This window comes from Sinomonas atrocyanea (genome assembly GCF_030811715.1).
Lineage (GTDB): Bacteria > Actinomycetota > Actinomycetes > Actinomycetales > Micrococcaceae > Sinomonas > Sinomonas atrocyanea_A.
Genome location: NZ_JAUSRH010000014.1, coordinates 18,453 through 33,402, shown reverse-complemented (window position 1 = coordinate 33,402; position 14,950 = coordinate 18,453). Strand labels below are relative to the sequence as shown.

Sequence of the window (14,950 nt, the reverse complement as noted above, 5' to 3'; positions counted from 1 at the left end):
GCGCGCCATGCAGGAGCTGTTCACCACCTACCTCCCCGAGCTGCTCGACGGCCTGTGGATGACGGCCAGGCTCACCGCGGTGAGCTTCCTGGGATCGCTCGTGCTCGGCACGGTCATGGCTGCCTTCCGGATCAGTCCGATCGTGCCGCTGCGCGCGGTGGGGCGCGTGTACGTGGAGCTGTTCGTCAACATCCCGCTGATCAGCCTGCTCGTCGTCGTGACGTTCGGGCTGCCGGACATCGGGCTGACCTTCGACCTCTTCACGTGCGCGGCCCTGTCCATGACCCTGCTCGGCGGGGCCTTCACGTGCGAGGCGGTCCGCACCGGCATCAACGCCGTCTCGGTCGGGCAGATCGAGGCCGCGCGCTCGATCGGCCTCGACTTCTTCGGCGTGCTCCGCCACGTCCTGTTCCCGCAGGCCTACCGGAGCGTGGTCCAGCCGCTCGTGAACGTGTTCATCGGGATCCTGCTGAGCTCCTCGCTCGCCGGCGTCATCGGCGTCAAGGACCTGACCCTGCAGGTCTCCGAGATCAACAACCAGGCGGCCCTCGGCCTCACGGCGTACGTCATCGTCGCGTTCGCCTATGTGATCATCTCGCTGCTTGCGGGCGGGGTCGGGGCGCGGCTCGAGAAGCGGTGGAGGGTCCAGCGGTGAGCACCCAGGAGCACATCTTCGACGCCGCCGGCCCCCGAGGACGGCGCACCATCCGGATCGTCACGGTGCTGAGCGTCCTCGCCATCCTCGCCGTGGCCTTCCTCGTCGTGCAGCGCTTCGGACAGGCCGGGCAGCTGGCCTCCGACCGCTGGGCCGAGTTCACGCAATGGCCCTACATCCAGTTCCTCCTCGCGGGCCTCGGCAACACCGCGCTCGCGGCGGCGGCCTCGGCGCTCTTCGCGATCCCGACGGCGCTGCTCATGGCCCTCGGCCGCACCTCGCACCGGGCCTGGCTGCGCTGGCCGGCCACCGCCTACATCGAATTCTTCCGCTCCGTTCCGCTGCTGCTCGTGGTGTACATCTTCGTGAGCGGCCTTCCGACCTACGGCATCAATCCGGACATCTTCTGGAAGCTCGTCATCCCCATCACGCTGTGCAGCTCGGCCGTGATGGCGGAGATCTTCCGCGCCGGCATCCTCGCCCTCCCGGCCGGCCAGGTCGAGGCGGCCCTGAGCCTGGGGATGCAGCATTCCCAGGCGACCCGGTTCATCGTGCTGCCGCAGGCGATCCGGATCATCGTGCCGTCGATGGTGGCCCAGCTGGTGGTGCTCCTGAAGGACACGACCCTCGGCTACGCGGTCAGCTACCCGGAGCTGATGAAGACGGCGAACAACCTCACCGCGTACACGAACCACCTCATCCAGACCTTCCTCGTCATCGCGGCGGTCTACGTGGTCACGAACATCCTCATCTCGCACTTCGCCCGGTACCTCGAGAGCCGGGTCTCCGGGCGCACGGCCCGCGCGAGCAAGCGAGCCGGGCTGCCGGAGCAGGAACCGGCACCGGCGGGCATCGGCTGAGGCGGACCGCTAGGCTGGCGGCATGGCTGGCAGCGACGCATTCAGCACCAAGGGCGCCTACGTCCACACGGGCGAGGAGTTCACCCGGGACACGAACTACATCGAGGACCGCATCACGCGGGACGGCACCTTTCCGCCCGGCAGCCCAGCGCCGGACGGGGCGAAGGCGTGGCCGGCTGAACGCGGCCGCTACCGCCTCGTCGCCGCCCGAGCGTGCCCCTGGGCCAACCGGACCGTGATCGTGCGCCGCCTGCTCGGCCTCGAGGACGCGATCTCGCTCGGTCTCCCTGGCCCCACCCACGACGCGCGGTCGTGGACCTTCGACCTCGACCCGGACGGCCGCGACCCGGTCCTCGGCATCGAGCGGCTCCAGGAGGCCTACTTCCGGCGCTTCCCGGACTACCCCCGCGGCATCACCGTCCCCGCGATCGTGGAGGAGTCCAGCGGTGCGGTCGTCACCAACAACTACCCGCAGATCACCCTCGACTTCGAGCTCGAATGGACCGCGCTCCACCGCGAGGGCGCCCCGGACCTGTACCCCGAGGCCCTCCGCGCCGAGATCGACGAGGTCAACGCCCGGGTCTTCGCGGACGTCAACAACGGTGTCTACCGGTGTGGCTTCGCCGGATCCCAGGCCTCCTACAGCCGCGCCTACGCCCGGCTCTGGGACGCGATGGACTGGCTCGAGGACCGCCTCAGCCGCCAGCGCTACCTCGTCGGGGACACCATCACCGAGGCCGACGTACGCCTCTTCACCACCCTCGCGCGCTTCGACCCCGTCTACCACGGCCACTTCAAGTGCAACCGGAACAAGCTCACCGAGATGCCGGCGCTGTGGGGCTATGCCCGGGACCTCTTCCAGACGCCCGGATTCGGCGACACGATCGACTTCGTGCAGATCAAGCAGCACTACTACATCGTCCACGAGGACATCAATCCGACGGGGATCGTCCCGGACGGGCCGGACCTGTCGAACTGGCTCACCCCGCACGGCCGCGAAGGGCTCGGCGGCCGCCCGTTCGGCGACGGGACCCCGCCCGGGCCGCCGCCCGAGGCCGAGCGGATTGCCGCCGGCCACAACCCGCTCTACCCGGCTGCGTCCGCGGGAGGCGGCGCGTGAGCGCACCGGCCGCCGCGGCGCCGCGCATCGCCGTGACCTGGGCGGACACCGCGCCGTCCCACGAGCCGTGGTTCCACACAGAGCTCGCGGGCCTGACCGCCAGCGCGGCCGCCGCGCTCGGGGCCGCCGGGGCGCACGCCGTCGTGCTCGACGCGGCCACCGGGAGGCTGCCCGCGGCGGAGGACTTCGACGGGGTGGTGGTCATGGGCGGCGGCGACGTCGATCCCGCCCTGTACGGCGGGGACGGCGCACACCCCACGATCGACGCGGTGGACCGGGCCGCGGACGACGCCGAGACGCGCCTCGTGCGCGGGGCGCTCGCCGACGCCCGTCCCGTCCTCGGCATCTGCCGGGGGCTGCAGCTGGTCAACGTCGCGCTCGGAGGGACTCTGCACGAGGACCTTCCCGGAACTGCTGCGGGCGGCGTCCCCGGCATGCACCGCAACCACGCCGACCCCACCGGGCCGATGGTCCTCCACGACGTGGAGATCGAGCCCGGAACCCGCCTCGCAGGCATGCTCGGAGACCGGGCCCGCGTGGTCTCGGGGCACCACCAGGCGGCCGCGGTGCTCGGGGAGGGCCTGCGCGTCGCCGCGACCGCGCCCGACGGGGTGATCGAGGCGATCGAGGCCACGGATCCCGAGGTCTGGCTCGTCGCGGTCCAGTGGCACCCCGAAGACCCCCAGACCGCGGGTGCCGCACCGGGTCAGCTCGAGGCCATCATGGGCACCTTCGCCGCGGCCTGCCGCGAGGCTGCCGCCGACCGGACCCGCCAGAGCAACCCCACCGCTCCCACCGCTCCCACCGCCGAGGAGTCACTTCCGTCGCGTTGAGGAGTCACGTCCGTCCGTTTGAGAAGCCACGTCCGCAAGGAGGCGCGCCATGGCCGAGCAGCACAGTCCCACCCAGCACGTCCGCACCGAGACCCGGGGCCCACTGGGCATCATCACCCTGGACCGGCCCCGTGCCCTCAACTCCCTCGACCGGGACATGGTCCTTGCCATGGAGGAGGCCCTCGAGCGGTGGGCCGAGGAACCCGAGGTGCGCGCCGTCGTCGTGCGCGGCGAGGGCCGCGGGCTGTGCGCCGGCGGCGACGTCCGTGCCCTGCGGGACGGCCCCGACGAGGCGGCCGTTGCGTTCTGGGCGGACGAGTACCGCCTCAACGCCCTGATCGCGGGGTACCCGAAGCCGTACGTGGCGCTCATGGACGGCATCACGATGGGCGGCGGCCTGGGCATCTCGGCGCACGGCTCGGTGCGGGTCGTGACGGAGCGGACGTCCGTCGCGATGCCCGAGACGCGGATCGGGTTCACCCCGGACGTCGGCATGGCTGCGCTGCTCGCCCGGGCTCCGGGCGAGCTCGGCACGCACCTCGCACTCACCTGCTCGACCGCGACCGGCGCGGACGCCGTGTACCTCGGCTGGGCCGACCACCTCGTGCCCTCCGAGCGGCTCGGCGAGCTGGTGGACCTCCTGGGCACGCGGCTTGGCGACCCGGAGGTGACCGAGGAGACGGCGCTGGGGGCCGCGCACGACGCCGTGCGCTCCCTCGCGCTGTTGGCCTCCGAGGCGCCGCTCGCCGCCGAGCGGGAATGGGTGGACGAGGCCTACGCGGGCGACGACGCCCAGACGATCCTGGACCGGCTCGTCGAGCTCGCCGCCGAGGGGCACGAGGGCGCCCGTGCGGCGGAGGAGGCGATCCGTTCGGTGTGCCCCTTCTCGGCCGTGGTCACGCTCGAGGCGCTGCGCCGCGCGGCCGTCATGGACGTGGTCGACGTGCTCGCCCAGGACCTCCGGCTCGGCGCCGCGCTCGTGGCCCGCGGCGACATGCGCGAGGGCATCCGGGCGCTCCTCGTCGACAAGGACGGCGCGCCGCGATGGCACCCGGCGAGGATCGAGGACGTCGACCCGCGCGAGGTCGAGGCCGCGTTCGGCGGGGACTGAGCGCGGGCACCGTCACGGTGGTGGAGCGGAGTCGGAACCGGCCCGCCCGCCATCTTCGCTCGCTAGAGTGGCCCCGTGACCAACCCCCAGCTCGCCCGCAGGCTCGGGCTGCCCGACGCCGTGGTGATCGGCCTCGGGTCGATGATCGGCGCGGGCGTGTTCGCCGCGTTCGGCCCGGCCTCCCGCGCGGCGGGAGCATGGCTGCTCGTGGGCCTCGCGATCGCGGCGTTCGTGGCCTACTGCAACGCGACGGCCTCCGCCCAGCTCGCCGCCGCCTACCCGACCTCGGGCGGCACCTACGTCTACGGCCGCGAGCGCCTCGGCCCGTGGTGGGGGTTCACCGCGGGGTGGGGCTTCGTGGTCGGCAAGACGGCCTCGTGCGCCGCGATGGCCCTGACCTTCGCGAGCTACGCCCTGCCCGCCTCGGTCCCCGGGGCCGCATGGATCCAGCGCCTCGTCGCCGTGGCCGCGGTCCTGGCGCTCGCGGGCCTGAACTACCGCGGCGTGACCCGGACCGCCCAGCTCACCCGCGTCCTCGTCACCATCACGCTCGCGGCCCTGGCCGTGCTCGTCATCGGGCTCTGGGCCAGCGGCCACGCGAGCCTGGGAACCATCGCGGCGGACCAGCCCGCGGGTTCCGGCGGCGTCTACGGCGTGCTGCAGGCCGCGGGCCTGCTGTTCTTCGCGTTCGCCGGCTACGCCCGCATCGCCACCATGGGGGAGGAGGTCCGCAACCCGCGCACCACCATCCCCCGGGCCATCCCGCTCGCGCTGGGCATGGCCGTCGTCGTCTACGCGGTCGTGGGCGTCACGGCGCTGGCCGCTGCTGGCCCGGGCGTCCTCGCGGCCTCCTCCGCGCCGTTGGCCGACGCCGCCCACGCCGTGGGCCTCGACGGGCTCGCTCCCGTGGTGCGCGTCGGCGGCGCGGTCGCGAGCCTCGGCGCGCTCCTGGCACTCATCGCCGGGATCGGGCGCACCAGCCTCGCGATGGCCCGCGAGCGCGACCTCCCCGCATGGCTCGGCGCGGTCCACCCCGTGCACCGCGTCCCGCACCACGCCGAGATGGCCCTCGCCGTCGTGGTCAGCGTCCTCATCCTGACCACGGACCTGCGCGGGGTCATCGGCTTCTCGTCCTTCGGCGTGCTCGTCTACTACGCGGTCGCGAACGCCTCCGCCTTCACCCAGCCGGCCGCGGACCGGCGCTGGCCCCGCACCCTCAACGTCCTCGGGGCCATCGGGTGCCTCGTCCTCGTCGCGACCCTGCCCTGGCAGTCGGTGGCCGCAGGCGTGGTGATGTTCGCCGTCGGGCTGGTGGGGCGCGCCGTCGTCCTCCGGCTGCGTCGGAGGACGACGGCGGCCTGAGCGCTACCCCCGCAGGTAGACCGTGGTGGTATGGGTGAAGAACTCCCGCGCCGCTGCGCCCTGCTCCTTGGGCCCGTACCCGGACTTCTTCGCCCCGCCGAACGGCACGTGCGGGTCCGCGCCGGCCGACTCGGAGTTGACGTGGAGGATGCCCACGTCGAGCGCGTCGACCGCCTCGAGGGCCGTGGCGATGTCCCGCGTGAACAGGGCCGCGGACAGCCCGAACTCCGAGTCCTCCGCGAGCGCGAAGGCCTCCTCGACCGAGCCCGCGCGGCGCACCGCGAGCACGGGTCCGAAGAGCTCCTCGCGCCACGCCGTGTTCCGGCTCGGGACGCACGACGCCGGCTGCCCGCCTCCCGCTCCGTGCTCGCCGCCCGCGGCTGCGGCGGGGATCTCGAGGATGGTGGGCGGGACGAACGCGGACGGTGCGTCGGCGCCGTCGTGCGCGTCACCGTCAGGCGCCTGCCCGCGGTAGGCGACCCGCGCGCCCTCGGCTTCGGCCGCGGCGACCGCGGCCCGCACTCCCTCGGCCGCGGATGCGGTGACGAGCGGGCCCATGTGGACCGAGGGGTCGCTGGGATCGCCCACGCGCCACGCGTCGAGCCGGGCGGTCAGCCGCGCGAGGAGCTCGTCGGCGACCTCGTCGGCGACGATGAGCCGCGACGTCGCGGTGCACTTCTGCCCGCTGGAGCGGAACGCGCCGAAGAGGACCTGTTCGGCGGCGAGGTCGAGGTCTGCGTCCGCGAGGACGATCGCGGCGTTCTTCCCTCCCATCTCGCCCTGGAACGGGACCCCGCGTGAGGCCGCCTCGCCGGCGAGCATGCGGCCCACCCCCGTCGAGCCGGTGAAGGAGAGCCCGTCGAGCCCGGGGTGCCGCACGAGCTCGGTGCCGAGCGACCCCGGCCCGATCAGGACATTGAGCGCGCCGGCGGGCAGGCCCGCGCCGTCGAGCGCCTCGGCGAGCCGCGCCGCGAGCAGCGGCACGGTCGAGGCCGGCTTCCAGACCACCGTGTTCCCGTAGACGAGCGCGGGCGCGATCTTCCAGGCCGGGATCGCGATGGGGAAGTTGAAGGGCGTGACGATCCCGACGACCCCGAGGGGCTTGCGGGTCACGAGGATCCGCTCGCCGCGGCGCGGGGACGCGAAGTGCTCGCCCGCCGCGCGATCGCCCTCGCCGGCGTAGTAGCGCAGGATCTGCGCCGCGCGCAGCACCTCGCCCGTGCCCTCGGCGAGCGTCTTGCCCTCCTCACGGGCCAGCTCGAGACCGAGCTCATCCGCCCGGCCCTCGAGCGCCGCCGCCGCGCGGGCCAGGACGGCTCCGCGGCCGTGGATCGGGGTGCTGGCCCATGCGCGGGCGGCGGCGCGGGCCGCGCGCACCGCACGGTCGACGTCGGCCGGCACGGCCTGGGTGCCCTCGGCGACCACCTCGTCGGGGCGGGCCGGGTTGCGGGAGGCGAGCGGGCCGCCGTCGCCCGCCACCCAGTCCCCGCCGATGAGGAGGCGCAGCTGCGGTGGGTGAGCGGAGCGAAGCGGAGTCGAAACCCGCGCGGTGTCCGTTCCCGCGGTCACCGGAAGGCCGCCTCTCCGGTGAGCTGCTGGCCGAGGATGAGGGTGTGAACCTCGTCGGTGCCCTCGTAGGTGCGCACGGATTCGAGGTTGTTGGCGTGCCGCAGCGGCGAGTAGTCCAGCGTGATGCCGTTGCCGCCGAGGATGGTGCGGGCCTCGCGGCAGATCTCGATCGCCTCGCGGCAGTTGTTGAGCTTGCCGACCGAGATCTGGTGGTGGGCGAGCCTGCCGGCGTCCTTGAGGCGGCCGAGGTGGAGGGCGAGGAGGAAGCCCTTGTTGATCTCGAGGGCCATGTCCACGAGCTTGGCCTGGGTGAGCTGGTACCCGGCGAGCGGGCGGCCGAACTGGAGGCGCTCCTTGGAGTAGGCGAGGGCGTCCTCGAATGCGTCGCGGGCGGCGCCCATCGCGCCCCAGATGATCCCGTAGCGGGCCTCGTTCAGGCACGAGAAGGGGCCCTTGAGGCCGGTGACGTTCGGCAGGACCGCGTCGTGGGGGAGGCGGACCTCGTCGAGGTCGATCTCGCACTGGATCGAGGCGCGCATGGAGAGCTTGGGCTGGATGGGGGTGGCGGTGTAGCCGGGGGTCGCGGTGGGGACGAGGAAGCCGCGCACTCCCCGCGGGTCGCCGTGGTCCCCGGTCTGGGCCCAGATGACGGCGACTTTGGCGACGTTGGCCAGGCCGATCCAGCGCTTGGCGCCGGTGAGGATCCAGTCCGCGGTGGGGCCGTCGCCGTCGCGGCGCGCGAAGGTGGTCATCGACCCGGGGTCCGAGCCGGCGGTCGGTTCCGTGAGGCCGAAGCAGCCGATCGCCTCGCCCGCGGCCAGCTGCGGCAGCCACTCCTGCTTCTGGGCTTCGGAGCCGTGCTTGTGGATGGCGGACATCGCGAGCGACCCCTGGACGGAGACGAACGTGCGCAGCCCGGAGTCTCCGGCCTCGAGCTCGGCGCCGGCGAGGCCGTACTCGACCGCGGAGCGGCCCGCGCAGCCGTAGCCGGACAGGTGCATGCCGAGCAGGCCGAGCCTGGCCAGCTCGGGGACAATCTCGAGGGGGAAGGTCGCCTCCTCGTACCAGCGGGCGATGTTCGGCTTGATCTCGGAGCGCACGAACGCCCGCACCGTGTCGCGCAGGGCGAGCTCCTCGGCGGAGAGGAGGGAGTCGAAGGAGATCAGGTCCGCGGGGTCGGGGGCGGTGATGTTGCCTGCGGCAGTGTCCATGCCGGCAAGGCTAGCGGTGGCAGTCATGGCGGTGGGTTCCTTTCACGTCTGAGGGTGTGGAGGAGGGGTGGAAGTGGCTCCTCAACGCTGCGGAGGTGACTCCTCAACGCTGCGGAGGTGACTCCTCAATGCTGCGGAGGTGACTCCTCAGCGGGACGGAGGTGACTCCTCAGCGGGACGGAGGTGGCTCCTCAACGTTGCGGAGTCACGTACGTCGCGTTGCGGAGTCACGTACGGCGGGTTGCGGAGTCACGTACGGCGGGTTGCGGAGTCACGTACGGCGGGTTGCGGAGTCAGGTACGGAGCCAGCGGACGACGTCGGCCGTGTCGGCTCCCAGCGAGGGCGGCGCCTGGGTGCGCGGCGGCAGCGGGGGCATCCAGGTGATGGGGTGGCGCACCTGCCGGCCGATCACGGTGCCGGCGGGGTCGTGGACCTCCACCGTGGGCGAGAGCCCGAGCGACTCGGCGTAGTCCAGGCCTTCCCCGATGTCGGCCACGCGCCCGCAAGGAATGCCGAGCGCTGTGAGCTTGTCCTGCCAGGCCCCGGCGGAGGCGCCGGAGAGCCCGGCCTCGAGCAGCGGGACGAGCTCGGCCCGGTGGGCCACCCGGGCCCTGTTCGTGCAGAACCGCGGGTCTTCGGCGAGGTCCGGGGCGCCGATCGCCTCGCACAGCCGGGTGAATTGGGAGTCGTTGCCCGCCGCGACGGCCAGGGGTGCGTCCGCGGTGGCGAGCAGCTGGTACGGCACGATCGACGGATGCTCGTTGCCCATGCGGCCCGGCACCACGCCGGCGCCGAGGTAGGCCTGGGCCTGGTTCGCCAGCGCGCCCTGGAGCGAGGAGAGCAGGTGCACCTCGACCCTGCGGCCACGCCCGGTCCGGACCCGCTCGGTCAGGGCCCCGAGGATGCCGATCGTGGCGTCCTTGGCGGTGAGCACGTCCACGAGCGCCACGCCGGCCTTCATCGGTCCCGCTCCCGGCGTTCCGTCCGGTGCCCCGGTGATGGACATGAGGCCGCCGAGGGCCTGGACGATGAAGTCGTACCCCGGGAGGTCGCGGCCGCCCGCCGAGCCGAATCCAGAGATCGACGCGTAGACGAGCCCCGGGTTCTCGGCAGCCAGCGCCTCGTATCCGAGACCGAGCCGCTCGAGCCCACCGGGCTTGAAGTTCTCCACGAGCACGTCGGCCCGCAGCGCGAGCTCCCGCGCGAGTGCGAGGTCCTCGGGGTCGCCGAGGTCCAGCTCGACCGACTCCTTGTTCCGGTTCACGCTCTCGAAGTACGTGGAGCCGGTCGCGGAGAACGGCGGCCCCCAGTGCCGGGTGTCGTCCCCGGACCCGGGCCGCTCGACCTTCACCACCCGCGCGCCGAGGTCGGCGAGCGTCATAGTGGCCAGGGGCCCGGCGAGCACCCGCGAGAAGTCGGCGACCAGAACCCCCTCGAGCGGGGCCGTCGCGGCGGACATGCCCTGCGCTTCGGTCGCCGCCCTGCGCTCCAGACGGGGGTTCTGTCCGAAAGTGGGGGCACCTCCAGCTGGGGTTCGGGCGGACGACGTCGCGTGGTCGCCGCCCGCGGGCGCGGTCACCGCGGGCTCCGGGGCGCGGCCCGCGCCGCCCCCCGCGACCGCGGTCATGAGAGCGCCCCGCGGATCGCGGCCTCGAGCACCGCCAGCCCCTCATCGAGGACCTCGGGCTCGATGCCGAGGGGCGGCAGGAGCCGGATCACGTTGCCGTGGGTGCCGCACGTGAGAGTGAGGACCCCGGCGGCGTTGGCGGCTGCGGCGGCGGCCTTGGCGACGTCGGCGCGGGGGCCGGAGGCGTCCCCGAACTCGACCGCCATCATGGCGCCGCGGCCGCGGACGGAGGCCACGCCGTCGTGCGCGAGGAGGGGCTCGAAGCGTGCCCGCACCGCCGCCTCGATGCCGCGGGCCCCGGCGAGCAGCGAGCCGTCCTCGAGGAGCTCGAAGACGGCGAGCGCTGCCTCGCACGCCACCGGATTGCCCGCGTACGTGCCGCCGAGTCCGCCCGGGTGGACGGCGTTCATGAGCTCGGCGCGGCCGGTGACGGCGGAGAGCGGCAGGCCCGCGCCGAGCGCCTTGGCGGAGAGGGTGATGTCCCCGGCCACGCCGTCGTGCTCCGAGGCGAACAGGGCGCCCGTGCGGCCCATGCCGGCCTGGATCTCGTCGACCACGAGCACGATCCCGTGCCGCGTCGCGATCTCGCGCAGCCCCGCCAGGAAGCCGTCCGTGTGCACCACGAAGCCGCCCTCGCCCTGGACGGGCTCGACGACCATGGCAGCGAACGTCTCGGGACCCGCCTCGGCGAGGACCGTCTCGACCCCTGCAAGGGCCTCGGCAACGTACTCCGCGGAGGCTGCCGGATCGGCCGGCGCGAGGTGCGCGGGCGCCGTCGGACCGCGGAATACCGCGCCGGGGAGGGGGCCGAAATTGAGGCGGTAGGGGTTCTCCTTGGCGGTCATGGCCATGGTCAGCTGGGTGCGGCCGTGGTAGGCCTCGTCGAAGACGAGGACGTTCGGGCGCCGGGTGGCCGAGCGGGCGATCTTGACCGCGTTCTCGACCGCCTCCGCCCCCGTCGAGAAGAGTGCGGTGCGCTTGTCGAAGTCCCCGGGCGTGTGCTCGTTGAGCCACCGGCACACCTCCACGAAGGAGGAGTACTCCGTGACCATGAAGCACGTGTGCGTGAAGCGGCCCAGCTGGGCGGCGGCGCGCTCGGCCACGCGCGGGTTCGCTGCGCCCACGCTCGTCACCGCGATGCCCGAGGCGAAGTCGATGATCCGGTTCCGGTCCACGTCCACGAGCAGGGAGCCCTCGGCCCGGTCGATGAACACCGGCAGCGTGACGCCGAACCCCTCGGTGACGTGGCGGCGGCGCTCGGCCTCGAGCTCGCGCGAGCGCGGTCCCGGCAACTCGGTGACGAGCCGGCGGGCGCGCTGGGGGACGGCGGCCGGATCGGCGGAGGGTGCAACGGTTGCGGCGGTCATGGGTCCTCCCGAGAGTGGTTCGTGTGGCTGGGACCACACTAGGGAGGGTCCGGCGTGCCGGTCTTTAGATGTTCTGGCCCATACTTGGGTCCCATGAGACTGAATGCACAACGACGTGCGCGGGGAGCCGCAGGGTGCCCGCGCCCTGCGCCCACGTCCGGACCATGGCTCCGGGGCGTGGCGAGCCGTCGTGCCCACCTTGGCCCTCCCGCCGCCCACGGCAGCGGCGTGTCGGCCCGCGCCACCCCGAGGGCCGCCGGCCAGAGTGGGCAGGAGCGGACTCCGACCCCCGGGGAGCGGGGGAAGCGGCCATGATCACCCTCGCCCAGCTTGCCGACGCCGCGCGCGGGGACCTGGTTCCCTACTGGCCGGTCCCGCTCCCGCGCGTGGAGCTCACCGGCGTGCATGTGTCCGAGCTCGAGGACCCCACGGTGTTCCTCGACGGCGGGGAGCTGCTGCTCACGGTCGGCATGCAGCTGGCCGGCCGGGACGGCCCCGAGCGCGCCGAGGCGGCCCGCGCCTATGTGGCCCGGCTCGTCGCCGGCCGCGTCGCAGCCCTCGGGCTCGGCCTCGGCTCGGGGCACAGCATGGTGCCGGACGAGCTCCGCGCCGCGTGCGCCGAGGCGGGGCTGCCACTGCTGACGGTCCCGCGCGAGTCGCCGTTCCTCGCCGTGTCCCGCGCGTACTGGGAGCTGGTCCGCCGCGGGGGAGAGGCCGAGCTCACCGCCCTGCTGGGCCTCCAGGTCGCCCTCACGCGGGCCGCCTCGGGGGACGACGCCGAGCCCTCGATCGTGCGCGAACTCGCCCACGCGCTGGGCACGTGGGTCGCCTACCTGCCGGGAGACGGCCGGGCGGCCTCGTGCGCGGGGGCGGACGGTGCGACCGCGTCCCTCCTCGGCGACCTGCGCCGGGAGACCGCCGCGCTGCGCACCGCGGGCCGTGGCGCCACCGCGACGGTGCAGCTCCCCTCGGGCCCCGCTGCGCTGTACCCGGTGGAGCCGGGGGCCGGCGCCTACCTCGCGGTGGGCCGCGGCGGCCAGCTCGCTCCCGCCGAGCGCCACCTCTTCCTCACAGCCTCCACGCTGCTGGCCCACCGGGCCGCGGGGCTGCGCCGTGCGGAGGAGGAGCGAGCCCGGGGGGACGGGATGCTCGTGGCCCTGGTCCTCGCCGGGCACGACGACGCGGCCCGCGTCCTCGCGCGGCAGACGGGCGCCGCCCTGCCCGAGTCGGTGTACCTTGCGGTGCTCGCCCCGGGCTCCCCGCGGCAGGGACTGCCCCAGGGCGCGCTGGCCACCGAATCCGGGGGCCTGCTCCACGTGCTCCTCGCGGCCGACGCGCCCAGACCGCGGCTGCCGGCAGGCGCGCACGGGGCTTGGGGAGGGCCGGTGCCGCTGCGGCGCGTGCGCGAGATTGCTGCCCACGTGGCCGACGCCGCCGCGCACGCCCCCGCCGGGACCGTGGTCCGCGTGGGCCATGGGCTCGAGCTGCCCGCCGACGAGTGGGCCGCCGCGCTCGCGGAGGCGGGCGGGGAGCTGCTGCCCACGGTGCGCGCCTACCTGAAGCACCGGGGACACTGGGAGGCCACCGCCCGCGACCTCGGCGTCCACCGCAATTCCGTGCGGCACCGGATGACCCGCGCCGGGGAGCTGCTCGGCGTCGACTTCGACGATCCGGACGTGGCCGCGCACCTCTGGCTCGCCCTGCGGACCTAGCCGGGCACCCGCGTGGCGTCCCGCCGACCCGTGCGCGGGGGGCGGGGCGGAACTAGGCTCGGGGCGTACTGCTGGATCCCCCGCTGCACGAGGAAGAAGCCATGGCATCCACCGAAGCCGCACGCACGATCCTGTCCGGCCAGGAGTCCCTCCGTCACTGGCAGGAGGAGCTGTACCGGGACTTCCACCGCAATCCAGAGCTGAGCCACCAGGAGGAGCGCACCTCAGGGGTCGTGGCCGAGCAGCTCGACGGGCTCGGGTACGAGGTCCACACCAAGGTGGGCGGCACCGGCGTCGTCGGGGTCCTGGCCAACGGCGACGGACCCACGGTCCTGCTCCGCGCCGACATGGACGCGCTGCCCGTCAGGGAGGCGACTGGCCTCGACTACGCGAGCACCGCCGTCGCCACCGACGACGAGGGCCACCAGACGGACGTCATGCACGCCTGCGGGCACGACGTCCACGTCAGCACCCTGCTCGGCGCGGCGAGGCTGTTCGCCGAGGGGCGCGAGGCATGGGCCGGAACCCTCATCGCCCTGTTCCAGCCCGCGGAGGAACTCGGCGACGGCGCGAAGACGATGGTCGACGGCGGGCTGGCCGCGCTGATCCCCACGCCCGACGTCGCCCTCGCCCAGCACGTCCTCGTGCACCCCGCCGGCACCGTGGGCACGCACGAGGGGCCGTTCCTGTCGATGGCGGACAGCATCCGCATCACGCTCTACGGCCGGGGCAGCCACGGCTCGATGCCGCACCTGTCCATCGACCCGGCGGTGCTGGCCTCGATGGTGGTGGTGCGGCTCCAGGGCGTCGTCGCCCGCGAGGTGCAGCCCGGCGAGTTCGCCGTGCTCACGGTGGGCAGGATCGCGGTCGGCGCCAAGAGCAACATCATCGATGACCATGCCGTCCTCGAACTGAACATCCGCACCTACAGCAGGCCCATCCGGGACCAGCTCCTCGCGGCGATCGAGCGGATCGCGCGGGCGGAGTCCGCCGCGTCTGGCTCGCCCAAGGAACCGGACTTCGAGGTCTACAACAGCTACCCGCTCACGGACAACGACGCCGAGGCCACCGCCCGAGTCACCGCCGCGTTCGAGGACTTCTTCCCCGCCGGCGCGGTGGGGGACTACGGCCGCCAGACCGCGAGCGAGGACTTCAGCGACGTCCCCACCGCGCTCGGCACCCCGTACACCTACTGGGGGGTCGGCGGCGCCGACCCCGCGGTGTATGCGGAAGCGGAGGCCTCCGGGACGGTCAGCTCGCTGCCGGCGAACCACTCGCCGATGTTCGCCCCCGTCATGCAGCCCACCCTGACCATGGGCACGGCTGCGCTCGTGGTCGCGGCGTCGGCCTGGCTCGGCAGGGCCTGAGCCCGCACCCTCGCCGGGACGCCCGACGCCGGCCCCGCACCCTCGCGGCGCGCGGCACCGCAGGCGGTCCCCTGGACGAACAGTCCAGACGTCTCCCGTTGGCCAGTGCAGTTCATCCATCGCGCCCTCCCTGGGAGATCGCGCATCCTGACGGG

12 protein-coding genes are annotated in these 14,950 nt (G+C 73.7%); 8 read left to right on the top strand and 4 right to left on the bottom strand.

Annotated elements, in window-relative coordinates; all coding sequences use genetic code 11:
• Positions 1-7 precede the first annotated feature (7 nt).
• From J2W21_RS17245 to J2W21_RS17220, 6 genes are all read left to right on the top strand, one after another.
• Entirely contained in the window at positions 8-655 is a 648-nt protein-coding gene (locus J2W21_RS17245) for an amino acid ABC transporter permease (protein WP_307115750.1), read from the top strand.
• Positions 652-1,515: an amino acid ABC transporter permease gene (locus J2W21_RS17240; protein WP_307115749.1), complete on the top strand. Its 864-nt coding sequence runs from the start codon at positions 652-654 to the stop codon at positions 1,513-1,515. Before J2W21_RS17245 ends, J2W21_RS17240 begins: the two co-directional genes overlap by 4 nt.
• A 22-nt stretch (positions 1,516-1,537) precedes the next feature.
• Entirely contained in the window at positions 1,538-2,635 is a 1,098-nt protein-coding gene (locus J2W21_RS17235; protein ID WP_307115748.1) for a glutathione S-transferase family protein, read from the top strand.
• On the top strand, positions 2,632-3,468 hold the full coding sequence (locus J2W21_RS17230; RefSeq protein ID WP_307115747.1) for a gamma-glutamyl-gamma-aminobutyrate hydrolase family protein: 837 nt from the start codon (positions 2,632-2,634) through the stop codon (positions 3,466-3,468). The genes J2W21_RS17235 and J2W21_RS17230 overlap by 4 nt, the downstream gene beginning before the upstream one ends.
• 49 nt (positions 3,469-3,517) lie before the next feature.
• Complete coding sequence (locus tag J2W21_RS17225; RefSeq protein ID WP_307115746.1) at positions 3,518-4,579, top strand: enoyl-CoA hydratase/isomerase family protein; 1,062 nt, start codon at positions 3,518-3,520, stop codon at positions 4,577-4,579.
• 75 nt (positions 4,580-4,654) lie between these two features.
• A complete protein-coding gene (locus J2W21_RS17220) occupies positions 4,655-5,941 on the top strand; it encodes an APC family permease (protein ID WP_307115745.1) in 1,287 nt (428 codons plus the stop codon).
• A 3-nt stretch (positions 5,942-5,944) separates the two neighbouring features.
• On the opposite strand, the gene J2W21_RS17215 is transcribed toward J2W21_RS17220, so the two are convergent.
• The 4 genes from J2W21_RS17215 to J2W21_RS17200 all read right to left on the bottom strand — a co-directional run bounded on the left by J2W21_RS17215 (position 5,945) and on the right by J2W21_RS17200 (position 11,716).
• Positions 5,945-7,510, bottom strand: a complete 1,566-nt coding sequence (locus J2W21_RS17215; protein WP_307115744.1) for an aldehyde dehydrogenase family protein — start codon at positions 7,508-7,510, stop codon at positions 5,945-5,947.
• Entirely contained in the window at positions 7,507-8,721 is a 1,215-nt protein-coding gene (locus J2W21_RS17210; RefSeq protein ID WP_307115743.1) for an acyl-CoA dehydrogenase family protein, read from the bottom strand. Before J2W21_RS17210 ends, J2W21_RS17215 begins: the two co-directional genes overlap by 4 nt.
• A gap of 293 nt (positions 8,722-9,014) precedes the next feature.
• Positions 9,015-10,181 carry a CaiB/BaiF CoA transferase family protein gene (locus J2W21_RS17205; RefSeq protein ID WP_307115742.1) on the bottom strand — a complete coding sequence of 389 codons (1,167 nt, stop codon included), beginning with the start codon at positions 10,179-10,181 and terminating at the stop codon, positions 9,015-9,017.
• Positions 10,182-10,345: 164 nt separating this feature from the next.
• Entirely contained in the window at positions 10,346-11,716 is a 1,371-nt protein-coding gene (locus J2W21_RS17200) for an aminotransferase class III-fold pyridoxal phosphate-dependent enzyme (protein WP_307115741.1), read from the bottom strand.
• A 311-nt stretch (positions 11,717-12,027) separates the two neighbouring features.
• Between J2W21_RS17200 and J2W21_RS17195 the strand changes: the two genes are divergently transcribed.
• Both J2W21_RS17195 and J2W21_RS17190 read left to right on the top strand, forming a co-directional pair.
• Positions 12,028-13,428 (top strand): PucR family transcriptional regulator, encoded by a 1,401-nt coding sequence (locus J2W21_RS17195; protein WP_307115740.1) that lies wholly within the window; start codon positions 12,028-12,030, stop codon positions 13,426-13,428.
• Between the two features lie 101 nt (positions 13,429-13,529).
• Entirely contained in the window at positions 13,530-14,795 is a 1,266-nt protein-coding gene (locus J2W21_RS17190) for an amidohydrolase (protein WP_307115739.1), read from the top strand.
• The last annotated feature ends 155 nt before the right edge of the window (positions 14,796-14,950 follow it).

Coding starts and splice junctions, on each gene's coding strand:
- J2W21_RS17205 (WP_307115742.1), bottom strand. CDS start 10,181: ATGTCCGCCGCGACGGCCCCGCTCGAGGGGGTTCTGGTCGCCGACTTC.
- J2W21_RS17210 (WP_307115743.1), bottom strand. CDS start 8,721: ATGGACACTGCCGCAGGCAACATCACCGCCCCCGACCCCGCGGACCTG.
- J2W21_RS17245 (WP_307115750.1), top strand. CDS start 8: ATGCAGGAGCTGTTCACCACCTACCTCCCCGAGCTGCTCGACGGCCTG.
- J2W21_RS17190 (WP_307115739.1), top strand. CDS start 13,530: ATGGCATCCACCGAAGCCGCACGCACGATCCTGTCCGGCCAGGAGTCC.
- J2W21_RS17195 (WP_307115740.1), top strand. CDS start 12,028: ATGATCACCCTCGCCCAGCTTGCCGACGCCGCGCGCGGGGACCTGGTT.
- J2W21_RS17235 (WP_307115748.1), top strand. CDS start 1,538: ATGGCTGGCAGCGACGCATTCAGCACCAAGGGCGCCTACGTCCACACG.
- J2W21_RS17200 (WP_307115741.1), bottom strand. CDS start 11,716: ATGACCGCCGCAACCGTTGCACCCTCCGCCGATCCGGCCGCCGTCCCC.
- J2W21_RS17225 (WP_307115746.1), top strand. CDS start 3,518: ATGGCCGAGCAGCACAGTCCCACCCAGCACGTCCGCACCGAGACCCGG.